Annotated in this window: 15 protein-coding genes and 1 pseudogene; 2 read left to right on the plus strand and 14 right to left on the minus strand. The window is 56.6% G+C overall.

The genetic code is table 11. The features are described from left to right. Positions 1-143: 143 nt before the first annotated feature. The 9 genes and pseudogenes from ASE07_RS23690 to ASE07_RS23730 all read right to left on the minus strand — a co-directional run bounded on the left by ASE07_RS23690 (position 144) and on the right by ASE07_RS23730 (position 10,603). Positions 144-1,361 carry an ABC transporter substrate-binding protein gene (locus ASE07_RS23690; RefSeq protein ID WP_057293283.1) on the minus strand — a complete coding sequence of 406 codons (1,218 nt, stop codon included), beginning with the start codon at positions 1,359-1,361 and terminating at the stop codon, positions 144-146. A gap of 349 nt (positions 1,362-1,710) precedes the next feature. Next, a complete protein-coding gene (locus tag ASE07_RS23695; RefSeq protein WP_057293284.1) occupies positions 1,711-2,295 on the minus strand; it encodes a gamma carbonic anhydrase family protein in 585 nt (194 codons plus the stop codon). A gap of 87 nt (positions 2,296-2,382) precedes the next feature. After that, positions 2,383-3,056, minus strand: a pseudogene (locus tag ASE07_RS23700) (ABC transporter ATP-binding protein). Next, positions 3,057-3,821, minus strand: a complete 765-nt coding sequence (locus ASE07_RS23705) for an ABC transporter ATP-binding protein (protein WP_057293285.1) — start codon at positions 3,819-3,821, stop codon at positions 3,057-3,059. Then, positions 3,818-5,125, minus strand: a complete 1,308-nt coding sequence (locus ASE07_RS23710; RefSeq protein ID WP_442946122.1) for a branched-chain amino acid ABC transporter permease — start codon at positions 5,123-5,125, stop codon at positions 3,818-3,820. Before ASE07_RS23710 ends, ASE07_RS23705 begins: the two co-directional genes overlap by 4 nt. After that, entirely contained in the window at positions 5,125-6,081 is a 957-nt protein-coding gene (locus ASE07_RS23715) for a branched-chain amino acid ABC transporter permease (protein ID WP_442946124.1), read from the minus strand. Before ASE07_RS23715 ends, ASE07_RS23710 begins: the two co-directional genes overlap by 1 nt. 171 nt (positions 6,082-6,252) lie before the next feature. Further along, on the minus strand, positions 6,253-7,473 hold the full coding sequence (locus ASE07_RS23720; RefSeq protein WP_442946125.1) for a branched-chain amino acid ABC transporter substrate-binding protein: 1,221 nt from the start codon (positions 7,471-7,473) through the stop codon (positions 6,253-6,255). Positions 7,474-7,538: 65 nt separating this feature from the next. Beyond that, the gene (locus ASE07_RS23725; protein WP_082584445.1) at positions 7,539-9,164 is read right to left on the minus strand and encodes a 3-(methylthio)propionyl-CoA ligase; all 1,626 of its coding nucleotides are present in this window, start codon (positions 9,162-9,164) and stop codon (positions 7,539-7,541) included. A 548-nt stretch (positions 9,165-9,712) separates the two neighbouring features. After that, positions 9,713-10,603, minus strand: coding sequence for an SDR family NAD(P)-dependent oxidoreductase (locus tag ASE07_RS23730; protein WP_057293287.1), 891 nt, complete (start codon positions 10,601-10,603; stop codon positions 9,713-9,715). A 494-nt stretch (positions 10,604-11,097) separates the two neighbouring features. On the opposite strand from ASE07_RS23730, the gene ASE07_RS23740 reads away from it, so the two are divergent. Continuing rightward, entirely contained in the window at positions 11,098-13,047 is a 1,950-nt protein-coding gene (locus ASE07_RS23740; RefSeq protein WP_235548589.1) for a helix-turn-helix domain-containing protein, read from the plus strand. A 311-nt stretch (positions 13,048-13,358) separates the two neighbouring features. On the opposite strand, the gene ASE07_RS23745 is transcribed toward ASE07_RS23740, so the two are convergent. The 5 genes from ASE07_RS23745 to ASE07_RS23765 form a co-directional block, all read right to left on the minus strand. Further along, the gene (locus tag ASE07_RS23745; RefSeq protein ID WP_057293290.1) at positions 13,359-14,549 is read right to left on the minus strand and encodes an acetyl-CoA C-acyltransferase family protein; all 1,191 of its coding nucleotides are present in this window, start codon (positions 14,547-14,549) and stop codon (positions 13,359-13,361) included. 95 nt (positions 14,550-14,644) lie between these two features. Continuing rightward, positions 14,645-16,366, minus strand: coding sequence for a tannase/feruloyl esterase family alpha/beta hydrolase (locus ASE07_RS23750; RefSeq protein ID WP_057293291.1), 1,722 nt, complete (start codon positions 16,364-16,366; stop codon positions 14,645-14,647). A gap of 447 nt (positions 16,367-16,813) precedes the next feature. Beyond that, the gene (locus ASE07_RS23755) at positions 16,814-17,626 is read right to left on the minus strand and encodes a pentapeptide repeat-containing protein (protein ID WP_057293292.1); all 813 of its coding nucleotides are present in this window, start codon (positions 17,624-17,626) and stop codon (positions 16,814-16,816) included. Continuing rightward, a complete protein-coding gene (gene fdhF, locus ASE07_RS23760; protein ID WP_057293293.1) occupies positions 17,623-20,463 on the minus strand; it encodes a formate dehydrogenase subunit alpha in 2,841 nt (946 codons plus the stop codon). Before fdhF ends, ASE07_RS23755 begins: the two co-directional genes overlap by 4 nt. Next, positions 20,460-22,181: an NADH-ubiquinone oxidoreductase-F iron-sulfur binding region domain-containing protein gene (locus tag ASE07_RS23765; protein WP_057293294.1), complete on the minus strand. Its 1,722-nt coding sequence runs from the start codon at positions 22,179-22,181 to the stop codon at positions 20,460-20,462. The genes fdhF and ASE07_RS23765 overlap by 4 nt, the downstream gene beginning before the upstream one ends. On the opposite strand from ASE07_RS23765, the gene ASE07_RS29120 reads away from it, so the two are divergent. Then, the gene (locus tag ASE07_RS29120; protein ID WP_156396950.1) at positions 22,165-22,590 is read left to right on the plus strand and encodes a hypothetical protein; all 426 of its coding nucleotides are present in this window, start codon (positions 22,165-22,167) and stop codon (positions 22,588-22,590) included. The two genes, ASE07_RS23765 and ASE07_RS29120, sit on opposite strands and share 17 nt — an antisense overlap.

The raw sequence follows: 22,590 nt of genomic DNA on the forward strand, positions 1-22,590 counted from the left end.
ACCGCAAAAAAGCACGGCCGTATTATTTTCAAGAAAAAAAACCGGGTCGTCAGTAGACCCGGTTCGGTGAAGCGAGTTGCAGCGCTGTCGCTGCTGCCATTCACCGGTTTTGCACGAACTTTTACGCTCACGCCCACACAGGCTTATTGCGCCTTCAATCGCAGTAGCGCACCTTTCTTCTGGTCATCCATATACGCATAATCAACGCGCCCGGAGGCAACCACCCCCATGATCAACATATTCTGTGTGATTGCGTCGTGATCTTCTCTGGAGAATGGCTTGTTGTAGCTCGTAATCACGCCCTGGTAACGACTCTTCAGGTTCTCAAGCGCAGCCACGATCTTCGGTCCTTCGGTCGAGTTGGCCTGGCGGATCGCGAGATACAGCAGATGCATGCCATCATAGCCCTGCGCAGCACTCATCGGAGAAGGAATACGGTCGTTCTTGAACGCACGCTTGTACGCAAGGAGGAAACTATTTTTGCTGCTGGAACCGAGGTCTTGAATAAACGTTTGCGGCATCAGCGCACCTTCGCCCGCTCTGCCAGAACCGTCAATAAAATTGCGCATTGAAAAGGTCCAACTGCCGAGCATTGGCACTTTCCACCCGGCCGCATCCTTATTGCGTGCGATGGCGGCCAGTTCAGGGCCGATACCCCATACGATCAAGGCTTCCGCGCCGGCGGCCTTTGCGCGTTTTACCTGCGCACTCATATCCTGGTCACCGATCTTGAAGCGCTCTTCAGCGACAATTTCCAGCCCAGCCTGCTTTGCCTGCTCCTGAAATGCCTTGAGCCCCGCCTCACCATACGCGGTGCCATCGGCGAGGATCGCGAGGCTATCAAAGCCTTTGCGCTTGACATCGGCGACGAGGACCTTCGCTTCCAGATCAAGTGTGGGCGCAACCCGGAAAATATAATTCTCTGACGCTAATGGCGGTGCATATTTTCTGGTCAGCGAAGTGCCTGTCGACACGGCGATCATTAGCGGTATCTTCGCCTTCTGGTATGCATCAATCGATGCAAGTCCGACACCTGTGTTCACAATACCGATTGTCGCCACGACTTTCTGCCTGGTCAGTTCATCGGCGATCTTCGCCCCTACTTCATTTTTAGCTTCGTCATCGCGTTCGATCAGTTCGATCTTGCGACCGTTGATACCGCCGATGTTATTGATTTCGTCCACAGCAAGACGAATTCCGTTGCGCATGCTCTCGCCCATGGGGCTCGATCCGCCACTGAACGGACCGGATACGCCGATCTTGATTGGATCGGTGTTTTGCGCATAGAGGGAACCGCTGGCAGCGGCTGCGATGGAAAATGCGTACAGCAGGAATGTCCGGCGCTTGCTCAGGTTTTTCATTGTGTCTTCTCCCCAGAATATGGCGCGGTGATATCCCAAAAAGGGATACATGCCGTCATGTCGTTAGCTTTTATTTTTAATGAAGTATTGAGCAGGCTTGTTCGCAGAGGTAGGCGTAGTATTACGTAGACACTTTATTCACATTCGAATTTACTGGACCGGATTTTCTAGAGCGGATTTCATCGTGGTGTTGCAGGACAAGGCGCGCGAAGTGCCGTGTGGCGGGCCACACAAGCGACAAGCAACGCCGTCCTGCGCGTCAAGGCGGACCGAGGCGACAGTACACACGGTGAAATCCGCTCTATTAGATTGCGGCAGTCTGGATGCGCGCCAACATATGAAATCTGTTCTAGACCTCGCCAGCTTCCACCAGTGCTGACAGGCGGCGGACCTCTTCGGCCACTTCATGTGGAAAGGACTCCGTTGACCAGGCACGATAATCGCCGGACGCGTAGGCGAGCGCGTTACGGTAATACATGTAGGCATTCAGGCGGTTACGCACGAAGTTGTTTTGCGTGCGTATCACCTTGCCCGGTGTTCCCATCACGATCGAATTGGGCGGAATGACTGTGCCTTCTTTCAGAAAGCTGTGTCCTGCAACGATGCTGTTTTCGCCGATCACGCAGCCGTCCATGATTGTCGTGTTGATACCGATGAGGCAATTGTCACCGATCGTGCAGCCATGAATGGTGCAGTGGTGCGTGATAGAACAATGGCTGCCGATGACGGTCGATGTTTTGTCACCGATGTGCAGCATTACAAAGTCCTGGATATTGGTGTATTCGCCAATCACGATCTCCTTGTGCTCGGCGCGGGCAACGACGTTCATCCAGATCGACGCGTGCTTGTCGACAGTGACCTTTCCGTACAGCAGAGCACTGTCGTGGACATAGGCGGGGTTGTTCAGAGTGACATCAGGTCCGATGAAGGGCATGAAAGGTGCTCGCGTCGTTGTCTGGATTAAACGGAAAGGACAAAAAAGAAAGGGTGGACAACTCCACCCTTTCCTGTGCTTCTTGCTTCAGACTTCCAGCCATTCCTTGCGAATAGCCGCATTGCCGCGCAGGTCATCCGGCGTGCCCTCGAACACAATCGAGCCRTGCCCCATCACGTACACGCGCTGCGAAATCTCCATCGCAATCGCCAGCTTCTGCTCGACCAGCAATACCGAAATGCCCCCACCAGTTCCACAATCTTCGGCGCCAGCCCTTCGGTCGGCTCGTCGATCATGATCAGGTCCGGGTCGCCCATCAGCGTGCGGCACAAGGTCAGCATCTGCTGCTCKCCGCCCGACAGCACCCCGGCCGGCGTATGCTGSCKCTCCTTCAGCCGCGGRAACATCTTGTACATGTCGTCCAGCGACCAGCGCGACTTCTTGCCCTTCTTCTCGCCCAGGATCAGGTTTTGCTCGACCGACAGCGTGGGAAACACATCGCGGTTTTCCGGCACATACCCCAAGCCCTTGTGGGCAATCTCGAAGGCCTTCAGSCCGGTGAGCTCTTCCCCCCTGAACTTGATCGAGCCRGTCACATCGACATGTCCCATGGTCGACTTGACCGTGGTCGAACGACCCACGCCGTTGCGRCCCAGCAGGCTGACGATTTCCCCTTCGCCCACATTCAGGTCGACCCCGTGCAGCACATGGCTCTTGCCGTAGTATGCGTGCAGGTCCTTGATTTCCAGTAATGCTGCCATTTATGCCRCCTCCGCCGGTGCATGGCCGCCCAGATAGGCTTCCTGCACTTTCTGATTGCCACGAATATTCTGCGGCGTGTCGCAGGCGATCACTTCGCCATACACCACCACCGCAATCTTGTCGGCCAGGCCGAATACCACGCTCATGTCATGCTCGACCATCAGCAGSGTCTTGCCCACCGTSACCTTGCGGATCAGYTCCACCGCCGCGTCCGATTCCGAGCGGCTCATGCCGGCGGTCGGCTCATCGAGCAGGATYACTTCCGCACCGCCGGCGATCGTGATGCCGATTTCCAGCGCACGCTGCTCGGCATAGGTCAGCAGACCGGCCGAGGTGTCGCGMCGGCGCCGCAGGCCGATTTGCTCRAGGACCGCTTCGGCACGTTCATGCGCATCCTTCAAGCCGTTGAGGCGATGCCAGAACGAGTATTTGTACCCCAGCGACCAGAGCACCGCGCAACGCAGGTTTTCGTACACCGACAAGCGGTGGAAGATGTTGGTGATCTGGAAGCTGCGCGACAGGCCGCTGCGGTTGATCTCGAAKGGCTTGAGCCCCAGGATGCTCTTGCCGTTGAGCAGGATGTCGCCCGAGCTGACCGGGAAACGCCCCGAGATCAGGTTGAACAGCGTCGACTTGCCGGCGCCGTTGGGGCCGATGATGGCGAAGCGTTCGCCTTTGGGGACCGCCAGATTGGCGCCGCGGATGATCTCCGACTTGCCAAAGCTCTTGCGYACRTCTTTCAGTTCAAGGGAATACGCGCTCATGCCGTGGCCCTCCGGATCTGTTCTTCAATTTCGCCATTCACTTCGCCCCACACATGGGTAAATGATTGTTTCGTTTTCCAAAAACCAGCACTGCCAATGGCCACCAACGCCAGCGCAATCGCCCAGGGTATTGGCGCGGCCGTATCGACCATGGTGCCAAACAGYTTCATYTGCGTGCCGTTGACCGATTCCAGCGTGTAGTGGTACAGCATTTCGATCACCATCACGRCACCGACCAGGCCGAYCAGTGCGGCAATGCACACGGCCAGCATCTGCGGCCAGACCCGCCGGAACTTGCCGAATTTGGCCACCCGCAGGTTGAGCATCAGGATGCCGGCGATACCGCCCGGGGCGTACATCACGATCAGGATGAAGAAGATGCCGAGGTAAAGCTGCCAGGCCTTGGTGAAGTCCGACAGCATGACGGTGAGGAACACGCCGATGACGGCACCGATCATCGGGCCGAAGAAGAAGCCGACACCCCCGATGAAGGTGAACAGCAGCACGCCGCCCGAGCGYAAGGCACTGACGTTTTCGGCAGTCACGATTTCAAAGTTGATGGCCGACAAGCCACCCGAAATGCCRGCAAAGAAACCCGACAGGATCAGCGTCAGGTAACGGGCCCACTGGGTGTCRTAACCGATGAATTCGACCCGCTCCGGATTGTCGCGCACCGCGTTGATGATGCGGCCCAGCGGCGTCTGCGTGAACGCATACATGCCGATGGTGGCRATGAACAGCCAGGCRGCGATCAGGTAGTACACCTGGATCTGCGGACCGTAGCTGATGCCGAGGAATTTCTCGCCGTACACGCGGTTGGTCGAGATGCCGCCTTCCCCGCCGAAGAACTCGGGGAACATCARCGAACAGGCAAACACCAGTTCGACGATACCGAGCGTGATCATCGAGAAGGTGGTGCCGGACTTCTTGGTCGTCACATAGCCAAACAGCATGCCGAAGAACATGCCGGCCAGCCCGCCGACCAGCGGGATCATGCTGACAGGCATCCACATCTTGCCGGCGGTGGCCAGATTCATCGCATGGATCGCAAAGAACGCGCCCAGGCCCGAATAGACCGCATGGCCGAACGACAGCATGCCGCCCTGCCCCAGCAGCATGTTGTAGGACAGGCCGAAGATCATCAGGGTGCCGATCTGCGACAGGATCGACAGCGACGCRCCCTTGTYGAAGATCAGCGGCGCGACGATCAGGGCCACCGCAAACAGGCCCCARATGATCCAGCGCGYCAGGTTGAGCGGCTTGTACGTCATTGTTTTTTTCATGGTCAAGGTATTCATGTTCATTAGCCCTCCCGTGTMCCCATCAGACCGCGCGGYCTGAAGATCAGGATCAGCACCAGCAGCAGGTACGGCATGATCGGYGCGACCTGGGAAATGGTCAGGTTCAGCACCGGGAAACCGAAGGTTTCCGGTGTCACCCTGGTGCCCAGGCCGGAGAGCAAGGTGGCAAACGAATAGTCSAGTGCCACCGCGAAGGTTTGCAGGATGCCGATCAGCAGTGACGCGAGCAAGGCGCCCACCAGCGAGCCCATGCCACCCACCACCACCACYACGAAGATGATGCTGCCGACGGTCGCCGCCATGCCGGGTTCGGTCACGAACGCATTGCCGCCGATGACACCGGCCAGTCCGGCCAGCGCACAGCCGCCGCCAAACACCAGCATGAASACGCGCGGCACGTTATGGCCGAGCGATTCCACCATGTCGGGATGSGTGAGCGCRGCCTGGATGACCAGGCCGATCCGGGTTTTGGTGAGCACCAGGAAGATCGAGATCAGCATCAGGATGGCGATGAGCATCATGAAGCCGCGRTACATCGGGAAGGTGGTGGTGTACAGGGTGAACAGCGAGCCATCGAGTTCMGGYGGAATCGGGTAAGGCACCGCGGCSCGGCCCCAGATCAGTTGCACCACTTCGACCAGCACATAGGACAGGCCGAAGGTAAACAGCAGTTCGGGAATGTGGCCGTACTTGTGCACCGAGCGCAACCCATAGCGCTCGACCAGGGCGCCAATCGCACCRACCAGCAGCGGCGCGACGATCAGGGCTGGCCAGAAACCGATCTTGATGCTGATCGCATAGGCGAAATACGCACCCAGCATGTAAAAGCTGGCGTGCGCAAAATTGAGCACGCCCATCATGCTGAAGATCAGCGTCAGACCGGATGAAAGCATGAACAGCAGGAGCCCGTAGCTCAGACCCATCATGCTGAAGATCAGCGTCAGACCGGATGAAAGCATGAACAGCAGGAGCCCGTAGCTCAGACCGTTAAGCAAGGTAATTAAAGTAAACTCCACGCCTAACTCCTAGAATGGGTATGAATTGACAGGAAAGGATTTTTATTAGCGTACTTGACTGAACAGAAAGTGCCAAGTGCCACCTGGCGGTGGCACGCAGCAGGAGGTGATTCCTTAGTCAGGACGCTTCATCTGGCAAGATGATGGCTGTGACGCGATATACGTGTCTACTTTCCTGTCGGTTTTCCAGCCGTAGCCGGTGTTTTCCTGGTCGTACTTGACGTCCTTGCCGTTCACCTTGGTCCACGTGGTGATATACAAAGGTTGCTGCAACTGGTGATCGCTCTTGCGCATTTCGACCTCACCGTTGAGGCTCTGTACCTTCATTCCTTCCATGGCTCGGGCGACCTTGAGCGGGTCGGTCGAATTGGCGTCCTTGAACGCCTTTGACAGCATGGCGACACCCGTATAGGTCGCCATGACAGAGTAGTCATCGTTGTACTTCTTCTTGAAGCCTTCCACTATGGCCTGCCCCGTTGCTCCTGGACCATTGGGGTTCCAGTACGACACGGTTTTAACGCGGCCTTCACCCGCTGCACCCATCGCGGTGGGAACGCCAGTGGTGCCAGCATAATACGTATAGAAATTGGCGGTTAATCCCGCCTCCTTCGCCGCCTTGATCAATAGGGCAAGGTCGGCACCCCAATTGCCGGTAATCACGGTATCCGCTCCGGATGCCTTGATCTTGGCGACATAGGGAGCGAAATCCTTCACCTGGCCGATCGGGTGCAAGTCATCGCCAACGATCTGCACATCCGCACGCTTACGTTTCAAGTAGTCCTTAGCCGCCTTGGCAACCTGATGTCCGAATGCATAGTTTTGGCCGATAATGTAGGCCTTCTTGATGTTCTGATCTTTCTCCATCAGAGAGGTCATTGCTTCCATCTTCATGTCGGAATTCGCGTCGAAGCGGAAGTGCCAGAAGCTGCATTTGCTATTCGTGAGATCGGGATCCACCGCGGCGTAGTTCAGATAGACCACTTCTTTGCCAGGGTTGCGTTCGTTATGTTTGTTGACCGCGTCCAAGATTGCCAGGCCCACCCCGGAGCCGTTACCCTGAATGATGTAACGATAACCCTGGTCAATTGCAGCCTTCAAGACCGTCAGCGATTCTTGTGGACTGCCTTTGTTATCGAAGCCGACGATTTCAAAGGTATGGTTGCCTGCCCATTTTTCCTTGTTCGCCATATCAGCGATGTACTGCCAACTCTTCAGGATGTTCTGGCCGACCGGAGCGAATGAACCGGAAAGCGGATCGATAAATGCGACTTTCACATTCTCGGCATGCACGGTTGGCGATGCGGAAAACGCGGATACGATGGCAAGAGCCGTCATCACGGGGCGAAGTTTGAATGTCATGTAAGTCTCCTTGTTGAAATAGTTGGCAGTGGCTTGTATCACTAGGTTGTAGGCAGCTTGTAATCCCTCAGCTGGTTGCGAATTTCATTCTTTAGAATTTTCCCGGTTGCGCCGACCGGCAGCGAGTCTACAAACACCACATCATCTGGTGTCCACCAACTGGCGACTCTTCCTTTGTAGGAGTTGATCAGCTCATCCTTGCTGACGTCGGCGCCAGGCTTCTTGACGATGACAAGCAGCGGACGCTCATCCCATTTCGGGTGGAACACACCGATGCAGGCCGCTAGCCGAACTGCGGGATGAGCCAACGCAACGTTCTCGAGTTCGATCGAACCGATCCACTCACCGCCGGACTTAATGACATCCTTGCTACGGTCAGTAATCTGCATATAGCCTTCCGGATCGATGGTGGCAACGTCTCCAGTCGGGAACCATCCATCCTGCAAAACTTCGCCGTTTTCCGCCTTGAAATAGCTTTTGGCGACCCACGGCCCCCGAACGTACAGATTGCCGCGGATAGTACCGTCCCAGGGCAGTTCACTGCCCGCGTCGTCGACGATCTTCATATCGACGCCATATACCACGTGACCCTGCTTTTCCAGGATTGCCTGTTGCTCGTCCTGCGGCAGAACGAGATGATGGCTCTGAAGCGTGCAGACCGTTCCCAACGGCGACATCTCGGTCATACCCCACGTATGCACTAGCTCAACGCCGTACTGCTGACGATAGGTCTTCATCATTGCGGGCGGGCAGGCGGCTCCACCGATCACGATCCGGCGAAAGCTCGAAAACGTCAATTTCCCTCGTCCTGCATGCTCAAGGAGTCCAAGCCAGACCGTAGGCACGCCCGCGGAAAAGGTCACTCCCTCTTGTTCGATAAGCTCGTAGAGCGAGCCGCCATCCAGCGCCGGCCCTGGCAGAACCAGCTTTGCGCCTGTGAGCGGCGCGGAGTAAGGAAAGCCCCAGGCATTGACATGAAACATCGGTACTACAGGCAGCACCACTTCGCGACCTGACATGTTTAATGCATCGGGCATCGACGAGGCATATGCATGCAAAATCGTGGAGCGGTGCGAGTATAGGACGCCCTTTGGATTACCCGTGGTGCCTGACGTATAGCACAACGTCGACGCGGAATTTTCATCGAACGTCGGCCATTCGTAACGGTCCGAGCTCGCCTCAATCAAGTCCTCATAGCACATTAAATTAGGAATCGTTGACACGGCCGGCATGTTGCTTCGTTCCGTCATGGCGATATAGCCCTTTACGGATCTGCATTGCGCGGCAAGGGTTTCCACGAGGTGCAGGAAAGTCAAATCGAAGAAAACATAGGTATCTTCCGCATGGTTGGCAATGTATGCGATTTGCTCCGGATGCAATCGAGGGTTGATTGTATGAATTACCGCGCCGCTTCCTGATATAGCGTAATAAAGCTCCAGGTGACGGTAGCCATTCCAGGCCAGGGTGGCCACCCGATCCCCCATCGCTACTCCGAGGTTTCCAAGCGCATTGGCCATTTGGCGTGCGCGCTTGTGGCAGTCCCGATAGGTGTAACGATGTATATCGCCTTCGACGCGGCGGGAAACGATTTCCTTGCGCCCGAAATGGCGGTCGGCATGCTGGATGATGCTAGATATCAGCATGGGTTGATTCATCATCTGGCCCATCGTCGGGCTCTTGGGGTATTCTGGAGTAATGTCCGAAGTCATATCGCAAGGAATAAAATTGGCGGCCGTTATGGCCATTCATGTTTCATGTGCTGCACCGGAATAGACGAAGCTGCTGTATGGCTTCCCATCACGCCACCGCAACATCGTCACACCGGGTTCATTTCCCGTGACGTGGCCTGACGAGAATAGTGTCCGTTAAGTCAAATCAGAATGCTATGTGCAGATGTACATGCCGACCTATTCGTAATGTGCATAATCCACTGTTTAGCAGGCAAGCCAGCACGAACGTCATGACGCATTTTTGATGAAGGCCTGTACCGTGTGACCGCCAGACGATAGACGCCGCATGTGAGCCAATTCAGCGTGCCTGCGGCCAAGGGCAACAGGTTTCTCACCAGCGATCACTACCTCGTAGATATGACGCCTGAGACGGAGATGCGTCTACCTGTTTTATTGGCATTCCGAATGTTTGCAACATTCGGGTATGCCCGATATTGATCGGCAGAGAATTTGTCGCATGCAAATTCTCATTCGAACGCCCAGCGCTATGGCAAGAGTCCCGCCTTGGCGAGCTCCAGTCGATACTGCTCCCAGCCCGCCGCGGGCACAATCTCATCCCGCCGGTCCTTGATCTCTCCGAGCCTTTCGACGATGTGCTTCACCGGCTCGTCCGTGCCCCCAAGATATATGCCCTGCGTCATTGTGATGTTGGCTGCCTCAAAACTTCCTGCTCCGGCCAAGAGAATCATCCGCGACGGAGCATCTTCCCCGACCAGTGCAATCACCCCGGGACTTACCGCATCAGGACGAAGACCTTCAAGGTCCGCCGACGGAAGAATGCCTTCGGTCATCGCTGTAGCGGCGCTGGGCGCCAGGCAGTTGACGCGAATGTTATGTTTTGCGCCTTCGAGCGACAGAGTTTGCATCAATCCGACCACTGCCATTTTTGCGGCGCTGTAGTTCGATTGCCCGAAATTCCCATATAGTCCCGACGACGACGAAGTCATGACGATGCGCCCATATTGTTGAGCGCGCATGTGCTCCCACACCGCTTTGGTGCAGTTCACCGCCCCCATCAGGTGGACATCAATCACCAGGCGAAAATCCTCAAGGGACATTTTCGAGAAACTCTTGTCACGCAAGATCCCTGCGTTGTTCACCAGAATATCCACGCGGCCCCATTCTCCAATGGCGCGCGCAACCATGGCCTCCATCTGTTCCATGTTCCTGACGTCTCCGCCGTCGGCGATCGCGGCACCACCGTCTCTGACGATTTGATCCGCAACGTCACGCCCGGGAGAACCTTGATGCCGACCGTTGATGTCATTGACGACCACTTTGGCACCATGCTTTGCGAGAGCAAATGCATGCGCTCGTCCTAATCCACTGCCGGCCCCTGTAACGATCGCTACCCTGCCCTCCAAATACCTTTTCATTGCATTAGCTCCTTGATGACATTCGCACCCTGTTCGATGGGGCTGTATTTAACGGTTTGAAAAATTTTAATGACTGCCGGCTTGACAACGTCCATGCCAGTAATGCGTGACCCATTCCTGCCACACCGAAAGGAGGCAGATAGATAAAGATCAAGGAGGAAGTCAACGTATGACCAGCTTGCCGGTCTGCTCTTATATCCTTCGGCGTCGAGTACACCAGCGACGTTGAACATCGCAACAGGTGTCGATCTGTCTTATGCAGTCTTCCTCTTTATAATAATTTTCATGCCGTTCAACAGCTGCCAGTTTCGCAAACCTGAGCTTGGCAAGCTATGTGGAACTGAACATCTTTCGCCCCTTATTATGTCTATAATCGACATCGTGGCTGTCAGTGCAATAACGTAAAGTCATCAGCCAGGGGGTCAGCCGATCCGTTGTTGTCGACGCAAGAGCCTCTTGCGTTAATGTGGAAACATTTGAATTGCAGAATTGCTATGACTATGCGCCATGAAACTGAAGAAGTTGCCTTCGATCTCATCCGCATGCTTCAACGGGACGCGCCCATCGAGGAATTCAATGCGCGGCTTGCGGTGATAGAACAGCTTCCGAACGATACACTCGGCAGATCCAGCGCTATCGAGGCTATAAAAACGGCAATGGCGATAAAGCATCAATTGGAACTGCATCAGCTCAGTGAGCAAGGCCTACTCGCCACAGTCGATTCTGCAAAAGATCTATCCGGCCGGCTTGACCTGACAAGCTTGCTGAATGCGATCGTCACGCGCGCAAGAAACCTCTTGGGATCGCATTTGGCCTGGCTCACTGTGTACGATGTCGAAGCCGAGGAATTTCGCGCTCTGGTCACCGACGGTGCGATATCTATCAACACGACGAAGATGACGGCGAATAAAACACAGGGGATCGCGGGCATGGTGATGTCAACGCGCCTGCCGTTCTATACGCCAAACTATTTGCTGGACAACCGCTTTCCCCATGATCCCGTGCTGGATAACACGTTTCGAAATGAAGGGGTTGCCGCAATGGCCGGTGTACCCTTGCTGTTCGATGACAATGTCATCGGCCTTTTATTTGTCGCTGACCGGTATCAGCGCTCGCATACCGCATTAAATATCGCCATTCTTAGTACATTGGCAACGCACGCTGCCGTGGCAATCAACAATGCAAAAGCTTTTGAACAAGTCAAGATAGCGCTTGAGAAGGCGGACCACGCTCGTGCGGAACTCGAGCGTCATGCACGAGATGTCCAGAGAGCGGCAGCGGCGCACGAACAGCTCACATCGTTGCTGGCAAAAGGTGCATCGCTTGACACGCTCACGAATACGGTCGCTCATTTGCTAAGAGGCAGTATCCTCGTGCTGGACGAGGCTTTTCATGTCATCAGCCGGGCGACCTCGCCTGAATACAACGGCACGGCGGCAGAGGCCTATGAACCACATGGCGCTCCCAACACGACTATTACGCAAGCCATACGAGCCAGCAGACAAGGGGGACGATCCGTTGTCGCTTATGAGAATGGGGGCGAAATATGCAGGGTCGCCGCCGTGATAGGGGGCAATGATGTACTCGGCGCGGTGCTGCTGTTTCGCCACGACGACTTGGATGAGATATCGGTCCGGACTCTTGAGCGGAGCGCCACCGTCATGGCTATTGTGCTTCTGTCTCAAGAGCGCATGGAGGCAAACAAGCACCGGGATGCCTCGGCTCTGCTGCGGTCGCTCGCCACAGCCCATCGGGAGGAACGGGCATCAATACTGGAGCGCGCCAAACGTCTTGGGATAGATCTCTCTCAACCTTTCTCGCTGATCGTCATCGACACAGAGCATCCCAAGCCGGAATCCGTTGCCCGTCGCCTACGCGCCGGGTCTCGGCTGTCTGAACTAGTCCTCGATGAGATGGACGACATCTTGGCAATCATATGTCCCACCGCGAAAGCGCAGATGACTCTCAAGGAATTCAACGCAATAGCCAAGCACGAATTCAGCGGTGAATACCGTGGCATTCTTTCCAAGCCCATCCAGGTAATAGAGGCGGTGCCCGCATTGTATCTGTCGTTACGCCGGGGCCTATCGGTCCTTCACCGAATCGGAGTCAAAGGCCAGATCGTCGACCAAAGTGAAATGGCCCTGTATTCGGTGCTCTTCGAGTCGCATGATCAGGAAAGTTTGAAATCATTTATTAACGCGAGCGTTGGCCCAATAATTACGCATGACCTCAAGCGCGGCACCCGAGTCGCAGGCACCTTACTTAATTACTTAGACAATAATCAAAATGCCAAGTCGACGGCAGCCAGTTTGGGAATTCATGTCAATACTGTTCGACAACGGCTGGCAAACGTAGACGAGCTTCTGGGGCATTGGAGCAGCCCCAATCGTGCCCTCGAGATTCATGTCGCGCTTCGCCTTTGGAGCCTGACTTTAGAGTGATGCTTAGAGCGGATTTCATCGTGTGTACTGTCGCCTCGGTCCGCCTTGACGCGCAGGACGGCGTTGCTTGTCGCTTGTGTGGCCCGCCACACGGCACTTCGTACACCACGATGAAATCCGCTCTAGGAAACCTTATTGGGCAAAGCGCTCCAGACAGGTTATCAGTCACAGTCAGGCGAACCAAGGCGATCTTGACTAATAACATGATCCCGGGCACACCAAGCCAGATATCTTTGGTGCGTGGGCGCTTGCCATTCGCTCTAAAATTCCGGTTTCCGACTAACTCATCATTTTGCTTAAATCGGCGAGATTCATAACCGCTCGAAAATCGCCGCAATACCCTGTCCGCCGCCAATGCACATAGTGACGAGACCGTAGCGTTTCCCGGTGCGGATCATTTCATGCAAACATTTGACTGTAATGATCGTGCCGCTCGCGCCGAGTGGATGCCCCAGTGCGATCGCTCCGCCATTCGGGTTCGTTCTCAGCGGATCAAGTTCCAGACCACGGCACACGCCCAAGGCTTGTGCAGCAAACGCCTCATTCGACTCGATGACGTCCATCTGGTCCAATGAGAGGCCGGCACGCTTGAGGGCAAGTTGAACCGCAGGTATGGGGCCGGTACCCATCATCGATGGTTCCACACCGGCAACCGCGTAGGACACCAAGCGAGCCATTGGGGCTACATTGGCGCGGGATGCGGCTTCCGCATTCATCAGGAGACAAGCCGCAGCACCGTCGTTCAATCCGGATGCATTTCCCGCTGTGACGGTCCCGTTTTCCCGTCTGAATGCAGGTTTAAGCTTGGCCAATGCATCCGCCGTGGTTCCAGGCTTCGAATGCTCGTCAGTGTCAAAGCTTATAACGCCGTTCCGACCCTTGATCTCGACGGGAACGATCTGTGACTTGAAATGGCCAGCAACGATAGCAGTTGCCGCTTTGCGCTGGCTCTCGGCAGCAAACGCATCCTGCTCTTCGCGGGAAATTTTGTAGTGGTCTGCAACATTTTCGGCGGTAACACCCATATGTCCGGCACCGAAGGGATCATTCAAGGCCCCCAGCAGCATGTCCAGCAGCTTTGCATCACCCATGCGATTTCCCCACCGGGCGCTTTGCATTACGTATGGAGCGCGGCTCATGGTTTCCACGCCGCCGCCGATTGCGATATCTGCGTCTCCCAGCTGAATGGCGTTTGCTGCCGTGATGATCGCTTGCAGGCCGGAACCGCACAGACGGTTCAGGGTCAGCGCGGCAGACTGCTTTGTCATGCCCGCATTCAGGCCCGCCACGCGTGATACATACAAGTCGCGCGGTTCGCATTGTATTACGTTGCCGAGCACGATCTGTTGTGCGGAGACCGGATCGACTTCGGCGCGGACGAACGCCTCCTTTACGACGATCGCTGCGAGGTCGGAACCGGAGAAGTCCTTGAGTGAGCCGCCAAAGGTGCCGATAGCTGTTCGAACAGCGCTTACGACGACAATATCTTTCTGATTAATCATTTTTAATCTCTATTAGGGCCGCTAAATCTAGACTCTGCCGAGGTAAAGTCGTGTTTGCCGAACTGGCATTCACGACTTCCTTCTTTATCCCAAAGTCAATTGGAACATGTAAATGACGAAGCGCTGTTGATATCTCCTGCGCCGCTATACTTCGGCCACTTCGGATAATCGCACAGTGGTCGTGTACGGCCTGGAACTCCCGCAGTATCGGTTACTACTTCGGCTGTGGGAGTGGCGCTATTTTCCGTCCATTTTTCCAGTGTAGAAAGCGAATCCCAAGAAGCGTTGAACGACGTGCTGGCAGCGTGTCCGTAGCCCGGCACCTCATAGTAACGAACAAACTTGTTCACTTCGGACGGTCCCATCTGGCTCTGGAGACGCTGGTAATACTGCTCGGTGGCACGGCTGCTTACCAGTACATCGGACAAGCCATGTGCCAACAGCAGTTTTCCGCCTTTGGCGGCAAATGCGTTCAGATCGACTCTTGTGTCAAGCAGTGTGCTGAGTTCACTAATCCTTCCTGCCCAAGGGCCGGGATTTTCGGGGTCGAGAGACAAGGAGTCGTAATTGGGATCCCGGGTAACGGAGTACTTAATCCATTGATCCAGCAAGACGCTTACGTATGGCGCCGTCCTCGGCATTGGCATGGCTGGCTGTGAAGTTCCGAGCGCGAGAAAGGTAACGGTTGGCTGAAGCGGCGAGGGATTGGTCGTGATCCCAAGATCCGCGCCCCAAACATTGTAGCCAGGATAGTGAGTCTCACCGCTTGCGAGCGAGAAGTTGAAACGTGTATCCGTATTAATGGTTTTTAATGCCGTAATTTGGGCGTCGGACAAGCACATATCTCCGGTGTCCGCTCCGCCTTCACAGCGCACTGGTCTACCATTGAATGTGGCGGTTGACGGATCGAAGATGGCGTTGCATCGCGACTGGTTGCTGATGAGTCCGTCCATGGCGCCATCCAAGCCGTCGCAGGCTGCAATGGCGGCTTTATAGACCAGTTCGCGTTTAGCCGTGTTTGGATAGGCTCCCGGCTTCGCGAGAGCGCGATTCATTCGGTGGCCGCCAAGAAGCGCAGCGGCGTCATTCCAAGCCGGATACCATGCGATAGCCCCATCCCAGTCGGCTGGCCACCGGGTAATTGAAGCTAGCGCCTCACGACCTCCAGTTGAACCGCCGGCGAAATATGATTTCTGAACTTTATCCACTGCATAACGAGCCTTGATAAGATACATGGCCGCATCACGGGTTTTCTTAAGCGCATCGCCGCCGAAGTTGCGAGCCGCCTCCTCGTTTAGAGCGAAGGATCCATCTTGCGAGCCGAATGCATTCGCCTGGTGCCCCGAATCGCTCGCAAATGTCGCATAGCCCCGGCCGAGCGGAGTGGGCTGATTGGTAGGTCCGGCCGGCACATTCCCGGTGACGCTCGGAATGCTACCGTCGAATCCGCCGCCACCAAACATGACTACCTTCGAATTCCATGTGGTCGGCATCGCTACTCTGAATTGGATGTTGGGCGCTGTTTTGTCGAATGGCGAGATACTGCCTGTGACGAGACAGTGTTCCGGAACCGCGCTGGCTCCTGTACCACTAGCTGCAACCACCGAGGCGGCTGTTACGACGCCGCCCGATGTGGGCAGTCCGATGGAAGAAGCCGGTATAACGGTACCAGGCAGTTGCGCGCATGCGAGAGGTAATGAGGTTGACGTGTCCGGTGCAGCGACCTGCCCCGAATCGCCGCCACTCCCGCCGCATGCCGTGAGTGCTATTACCAGTGCTGAGTACGAAATCGAGAGCGTACATCCTAACTTTTTCATATTGTCTCCGGGATTAATATAGTGTTCGTTCAAACACCTGGTCCGTCTAGAGCGGTCCTTTTAATATCGTGCTGCGCACTCAAAAGGGTAACGTTCTGATGTAAATTGACGTTACCCAAGTTTAGATGCGCAGAGATGTAGCGCAATGTGCGGGGAGCACACTCTCAACCCGAAATGAGTGTCAACAGGAGCCATAGAGCGCTGTCGCAGCTATTAGTGACCGTGATCGAAAATAGTTGCATTTTTGAACTATGGCTTATCCGCCGATAGTTGATTTGGTTGATTTGTCTCGCCCCGGTTAGGGCTTGTCATACAACAACATGGTGATTTGCTGAGATTGGGAGGAGAACCGGTTTCATGGCATCAGGCGTTGATGACCAAGTTGTTTACTGCTGAGCCCTAGATGAAGGTTGACCATATGATGGTGATCGCAGTGAGGATCTCCGCTCAGCGCGTCGCCGTTTCAATACCACGGGCTCCCTGGGTGTTCGCCTGGTCCAATCCCTTTACGCCACGGAAGGTGGCGTTCGTGAAATCCGCATCGCGGAGATCTGCGCCGGTGAAATCGGTATCAATGAATTTCGATCCGCTGAAGTCAGCGCCGGTGAGCCGGGCACCGCGCAGATCGGTGCCGCTGAATTCGGCGCCCCGCAGCTTGCTTCCTGCCAGATTGGCGCCGGAAAGATCCGAAAAACTGAAATCCGCCCGCGAGAAATCCGAGCCGGACAAATCCGAATCCTTCAGGTTGGCCGACGCGATGTTTGCACGCATAAGCCCCATCGATTGATTCTTCATGTCCGCCGCGCCGTCCATTTTTTTGAGGATGGCTTTTTCGAGATTCGCCTTGCGCAGGTCGCCGACGAATCGCGCACCCGATAGATCGGCTCCCGTCAGGTTGGCGCCGCCAAGCTGCATCGAGAACATCATCGCACCTGTCAAATTGGCGCGAGTCATGTTCGCGCCTTCCGCAAAACTGACGGTTAATTTGCAGCCGGAAAGATTGGCATCGGTCAGATTGCTTCCGTTCAGCACGGCGGCGGCAAGATTCGCCCCTTTGAAATCGATGCCCGACAGATTCAGCCCGGAGAGATTCTTTGCATAAAAATTGGCCGGTGTAGCGGGTGATGCGCTGGCCAGTGCATCAATCACCTGTTCGCGTTCCAGCTTTTCATAGCCGGCCCAGTCGGCGGCACCGGCTGCTTGCACCGTCCATAGCAGGCACAAGGTGCTGAGGCTTGCTTGTATAAACCGGCGCGTCATCTCTGCTCCGGAACGGTTTGCGTTTGCTCTTTGGCGAGGTCACCGCCATAACCGATTTGCTTCGGATCGTCGCCGCCCTGCTGCAGCCTGACGGCGCAGTATTTGAACTCGGGGATCTTGCCGAACGGATCCAATACCGGATTGGTCAACTTGTTGATCGCCGCTTCAAAATAGCAGAATGGCACGAACACTGTACCGCGCGGCGAGCTATCGTCGGCGCGGGCAAACAGCGACACCTTGCCTCGGCGCGATTCCAGGGTAATGACTTCACCGGGTTTGGAGCCAAGTTCCGCAAGGTCGAGCGGATGGACCAATGCCACCGGATCGGGTTCGATCGCATCGAGCACGGCGGCGCGGCGCGTCATGCTGCCAGTATGCCAATGTTCAAGCTGCCGGCCAGTGATCAGTACGACCGGATACTGCGCATCCGGCCTTTCCGCAGCGGGGATGATATCGGCAGGCACAAAGCGCGCGCGGCCGGTCGGCGTCGGGAATGTATCGGTAAACACGACGGGCTCTCCCGGATCGTCCTCGTTCAGGCAAGGATAGGTTGCCGCGTGCTGGGCCTGCAGTCGCTCCCACGTAATGCCGGCGATGCTTGGCATGCAAGAGCGCATTTCATTGAACACATCAGACACAGCGGACGCATCGCCATAATGCCAGTTCAGTCCCATGCGCGCGGCGATCTGGCGGATGATCCATAAGTCCTGACGCGCATCGCCGGGTGTGTCGACCGCCGGCCTGCCGAGCTGCACGACACGGTCGGTGTTGGTGAATGTGCCGGTTTTTTCCAGGAACGCGGATGCGGGAAGGACGACGTCGGCGAGGCAAGCAGTTTCGGTAAGGAAGATATCCTGCACGACCAGATGATCCAGCGCGGCGAGCGCCTCGCGCGCACGGCTTGCATCCGGGTCGGACATCGCCGGATTTTCACCCATGATATACATGCCGCGTATCTCGCCCGCCTTGATTGCATGGATGATCTCGACCACAGTCCGTCCGGGTCGTGGGTCTAGCGGCATCCCCCAAAGCTGCTCGAATTTTGCGCGCACGACGGGATCGTCGACCCGCTGGTAGTCCGGATACATCATCGGGATCAGCCCGGCATCCGATGCACCCTGTACATTGTTTTGCCCGCGCAATGGATGAAGGCCGGTGCCGGGGCGCCCGATCTGCCCAGTCATCAGGGCGAGCGCAATGAGACAACGCGCATTATCGGTGCCGTGCACATGCTGCGATATGCCCATCCCCCACAAGATCATCGAGTGTGGTGAGGTGGCATACAGCCGTGCGACCTCACGGATGGTGCCCGCATCAATGCCGCAGATCGGGGCCATCCGTTCGGGGCTATAGGTTTCGACGTTCTGCACAAGCGCATCGTAATCGACGGTACGGCGCGTAATGAAGTCCCTGTTGACGAGATCTTCATGCACGATCACATGCATCATCGCATTTAATAAAGCGACGTCGGTATCGGGAGCAAACTGCAGATGCCGGTAGGCCAGCCGCGCGAGGTCGGACCGGCGTGGGTCGGCGATGATGAGCCGCGTCCCGTTCCTGACCGCATTCTTGATCCAGGTCGCCGCAACCGGGTGGTTAGTGGTTGGATTGGCGCCGATCAGCAGGACAAGATCCGCTTTGCTGACATCCATCACCGGATTGGAAACGCCACCCGATCCTATACCTTCCAGCAGCGCCGCCACCGACGATGCGTGGCAAAGGCGGGTGCAGTGGTCGACATTATTGCTGCCGAATCCGGTGCGCACCAGTTTTTGGAACAGATACGCTTCCTCGTTGCTGCCCTTGGCCGAACCGAACCCGGCGAGCGCCCTTTTGCCGGCGGTTTCACGGATATGCATCAATTGCCGGCCGGTCAGGTCCAGCGCTTCTTCCCATGACGCCTCGCGGAACAAGCCCATCGCGTCGGCCGGGTCGATTTCAATTCCGGCAAGCTTGGACACGCCCGCGCGCCGGACCAGGGGTTTTGTGAGCCGCTGGCGATTGTGCGCGTAATCGAAGCCGTAACGTCCCTTGACGCACAACCGCTTGTGGTTGGCCGGTCCGTCGCGTCCTTCGGCATACAGGATCTTGTTATCCTTGATGCCATAGCTGACCTGGCACCCGACGCCGCAATACGGACACAGCGAATCCACTTTCTTTTCCGGCTCGATAAGTGCAGCGCCGCCAGCGGAAGTCAGCGCGCCGGTAGGACAGGCCTGCACGCATTCGCCGCAGGCGACGCAGGTCGATCCGCCCATCGGGTCGTTCATGTCAAAGACAATCTGTGCATGGTCGCCGCGAAATGCGAGGCCGATCACATCGTTGACCTGTTCTTCGCGACAGGCGCGCAGGCAACGGGTGCACTGGATGCAGGCATCGAGGTTGACGGCGATGGCAGGATGGGACAGGTCCGCCTTTACCTGCAGGCGCGGCGCAAAGCGCGGCGGGCCGATCCCCAGCCGGCGAATCCATTGGGTCAGCTCGTTCTGCCGCGTGTATTCGGTCGCCGGCATATCGGACTGCAACAGTTCAAGCACCATCCTCTGCGCCTTGAGCGCACGCTCACTGTCGGTCACGATCTCCATGCCCTCGCGCGGATAGCGGCAACACGATGGAGCGAGAACGCGCTCACCGGCGATTTCCACCACGCAGGCGCGGCAATTGCCGGCCGTATCAAGGCCATCCATGTAGCACAAGTGCGGGATCTTGATGGCATGATGGGCGGCCACTGACAGGATGGTCTCGTTTTCCCTGGCGCTGATTACCTTGCCATTAAGTGTGAAGCGGACTGTGGCGGCCGGAAGCAAGCCCAGTTCGCGGCGGGTAATGGCATTCATGTCGCCTCGCTTCCCGCTTTGTCCAGCTCATGCGGGAAATACTTGATGACGCAATCGACAGCATTGGGGGCCGCCTGGCCAAGCCCGCAGATCGATGCATCGCGCATCACCTGCGACAGTTCACTCAGCAAGGCAATGTCCCAGTGCGGCCGGCAAATAAGCTCAAGCGCCTTCGCGGTGCCGACGCGGCACGGCGTACATTGACCGCACGACTCATCCTTGAAGAAACGCATCAGGTTCCGTGCCGCGCCGACTGCGGAATCCTGGTCCGACAGGATAATGATGGCGGCCGAACCAATGAAACAGCCATACGGCTGCAAGGTATCAAAGTCGAGCGGAATCTGGTTCAGCCGCGCCGGAAGAATGCCGCCGGACGCACCGCCCGGCAAATAAGCATAGAAAGTCTGATTTTCCGTCATGCCGCCGCAGTATTCGTCGATCAGTTCCTGGACCGTAATCCCGGCCGGCGCAAGATGCACGCCGGGCTTGCGTACCCGGCCGGACACTGAAAATGCGCGCAGGCCGGTGCGTCCATTGCGACCATGCGATGCAAACCATGCGCCGCCTTGCTCCAGGATCTGGCGCACCCAGTACAGCGTTTCGAAATTGTGTTCCAACGTTGGCCGCCCGAACAGGCCAACCTGCGCGACATACGGGGGACGCAGGCGCGGCATGCCGCGCTTGCCTTCTATCGACTCGATCATTGCCGATTCTTCACCGCAGATATAGGCGCCCGCGCCGCGCCGCAAGTGGATTTCGGGCATGTTCTCCATCGGCGGGTCAGCATGCAGCTTGTCGAGCTCCGACTGCAGCAGCGCACGGCATCCATGGTATTCGTCACGAAGGTAAATGTAGATGGCGGCGGCGTCGACCGCCCATGCGGCGATCAGCATGCCCTCAAGGAACCGATGGGGATCGCGTTCAAGATAGGTGCGATCCTTAAACGTGCCCGGCTCACCCTCGTCAACATTGACTGCCATCAGGCGCGGAGCAGGTTCGGCGCGCACCAGCCGCCATTTACGCCCGGCCGGAAAACCTGCGCCGCCCAGGCCGCGCAGGCCGGCCGCTTCGATCGAGCCGATCACGCTGTCGATATCGCGTTCCCCCGACAGGCATTGCTTCAATGTCTGGTAGCCGCCATAAGCGCGATAGGCGGCGAGCTCGATATAGTGGTTGGGAACGTGGTGAATTGCCTTTGCCGCGACAGTGGCCCGCACCACACCGTCAGTGGCATTGGGTACCGGGTTGTGGCCCACGATCGCCACCGGCGCTTGTTCGCAACGGCCGACGCAGGCGGCCGGGATCACGCGAACTTCGGTGCCGAGGTCCGTTGCCAGGCTACCGAGCAGGCCGGGTGCGCCGGCGAGCTCACAGGAAAGGCCAGTACAGACACGCACCGTGACCGCGGCCGGAATGCCGATTTCATCCTCTTTGACGACGTCAAAGTGGTGATAGAACGTCGCCACTTCATAGACCTCACTCTGCGCCATGCGTAGTTCCTGCGCGAGCGCCGCAAGGTGCGGTGCCGATAGTCGGCCGTAGCAATCATTGATCAGGTGCAGGTATTCAATCAGCAAATCGGCCTGCCTCGGGCGAGCCGCAAGCAGTTCCTGTACTTCATGGAGCGCTTTGGGATCCACGATTCGTCCCCTTGGCGCCTGGCGCTTTCGCTCTCTCGTCGGCGCGGCGGCAGCGATAGGAATGATTCTGCTGTTCATGGATGTCTCGCTATTCCGCTTTGCCGGCTTTCAACAAAATGGCCTGATTCGCGTTGCCTGCCGCGCACATACCAGCCAAATCCTCTCGCTGGCTTTCTGCTTTATGCATGCCTCGCATTTATCTTGTTTTTGCTTTGTCGTTGCCTTGCGTCGCTGCTCCATTCCTGAAACAGATGTTCCAAGTACGGTGCCTTTCGTTCCATATGTCTTTTGGCGTGGAAGGCAGGCTGAGAACAAGCTGGGAACAAGAATACGCCTGGAACCTCGCCACACCATGAAGCAGCGTATGCAAATGCAGCAGACTTCGTGCCAATTGCGTGTCAGTAACCTACGGTATGGATATTGCTATTGCTTCGCATGTTTAACAACTATTCCGCGCAAACGGATAGCGTTAACGAAAGGGATGTGA

Source organism: Noviherbaspirillum sp. Root189, from assembly GCF_001428545.1.
GTDB lineage: Bacteria > Pseudomonadota > Gammaproteobacteria > Burkholderiales > Burkholderiaceae_D > Noviherbaspirillum.

Excerpts from the sequence above, each read along its gene's own strand:
- ASE07_RS23690 (WP_057293283.1), bottom strand. The coding sequence starts at position 1,361 with ATGAAAAACCTGAGCAAGCGCCGGACATTCCTGCTGTACGCATTTTCC.
- ASE07_RS23695 (WP_057293284.1), bottom strand. The coding sequence starts at position 2,295 with ATGCCCTTCATCGGACCTGATGTCACTCTGAACAACCCCGCCTATGTC.
- ASE07_RS23720 (WP_442946125.1), bottom strand. The coding sequence starts at position 7,473 with ATGACGGCTCTTGCCATCGTATCCGCGTTTTCCGCATCGCCAACCGTG.
- ASE07_RS23725 (WP_082584445.1), bottom strand. The coding sequence starts at position 9,164 with ATGGGCCAGATGATGAATCAACCCATGCTGATATCTAGCATCATCCAG.
- ASE07_RS23730 (WP_057293287.1), bottom strand. The coding sequence starts at position 10,603 with ATGAAAAGGTATTTGGAGGGCAGGGTAGCGATCGTTACAGGGGCCGGC.
- ASE07_RS23740 (WP_235548589.1), top strand. The coding sequence starts at position 11,098 with ATGACTATGCGCCATGAAACTGAAGAAGTTGCCTTCGATCTCATCCGC.
- ASE07_RS23745 (WP_057293290.1), bottom strand. The coding sequence starts at position 14,549 with ATGATTAATCAGAAAGATATTGTCGTCGTAAGCGCTGTTCGAACAGCT.
- ASE07_RS23750 (WP_057293291.1), bottom strand. The coding sequence starts at position 16,366 with ATGAAAAAGTTAGGATGTACGCTCTCGATTTCGTACTCAGCACTGGTA.
- ASE07_RS23755 (WP_057293292.1), bottom strand. The coding sequence starts at position 17,626 with ATGACGCGCCGGTTTATACAAGCAAGCCTCAGCACCTTGTGCCTGCTA.
- fdhF (WP_057293293.1), bottom strand. The coding sequence starts at position 20,463 with ATGAATGCCATTACCCGCCGCGAACTGGGCTTGCTTCCGGCCGCCACA.
- ASE07_RS29120 (WP_156396950.1), top strand. The coding sequence starts at position 22,165 with ATGATTCTGCTGTTCATGGATGTCTCGCTATTCCGCTTTGCCGGCTTT.
- ASE07_RS23765 (WP_057293294.1), bottom strand. The coding sequence starts at position 22,181 with ATGAACAGCAGAATCATTCCTATCGCTGCCGCCGCGCCGACGAGAGAG.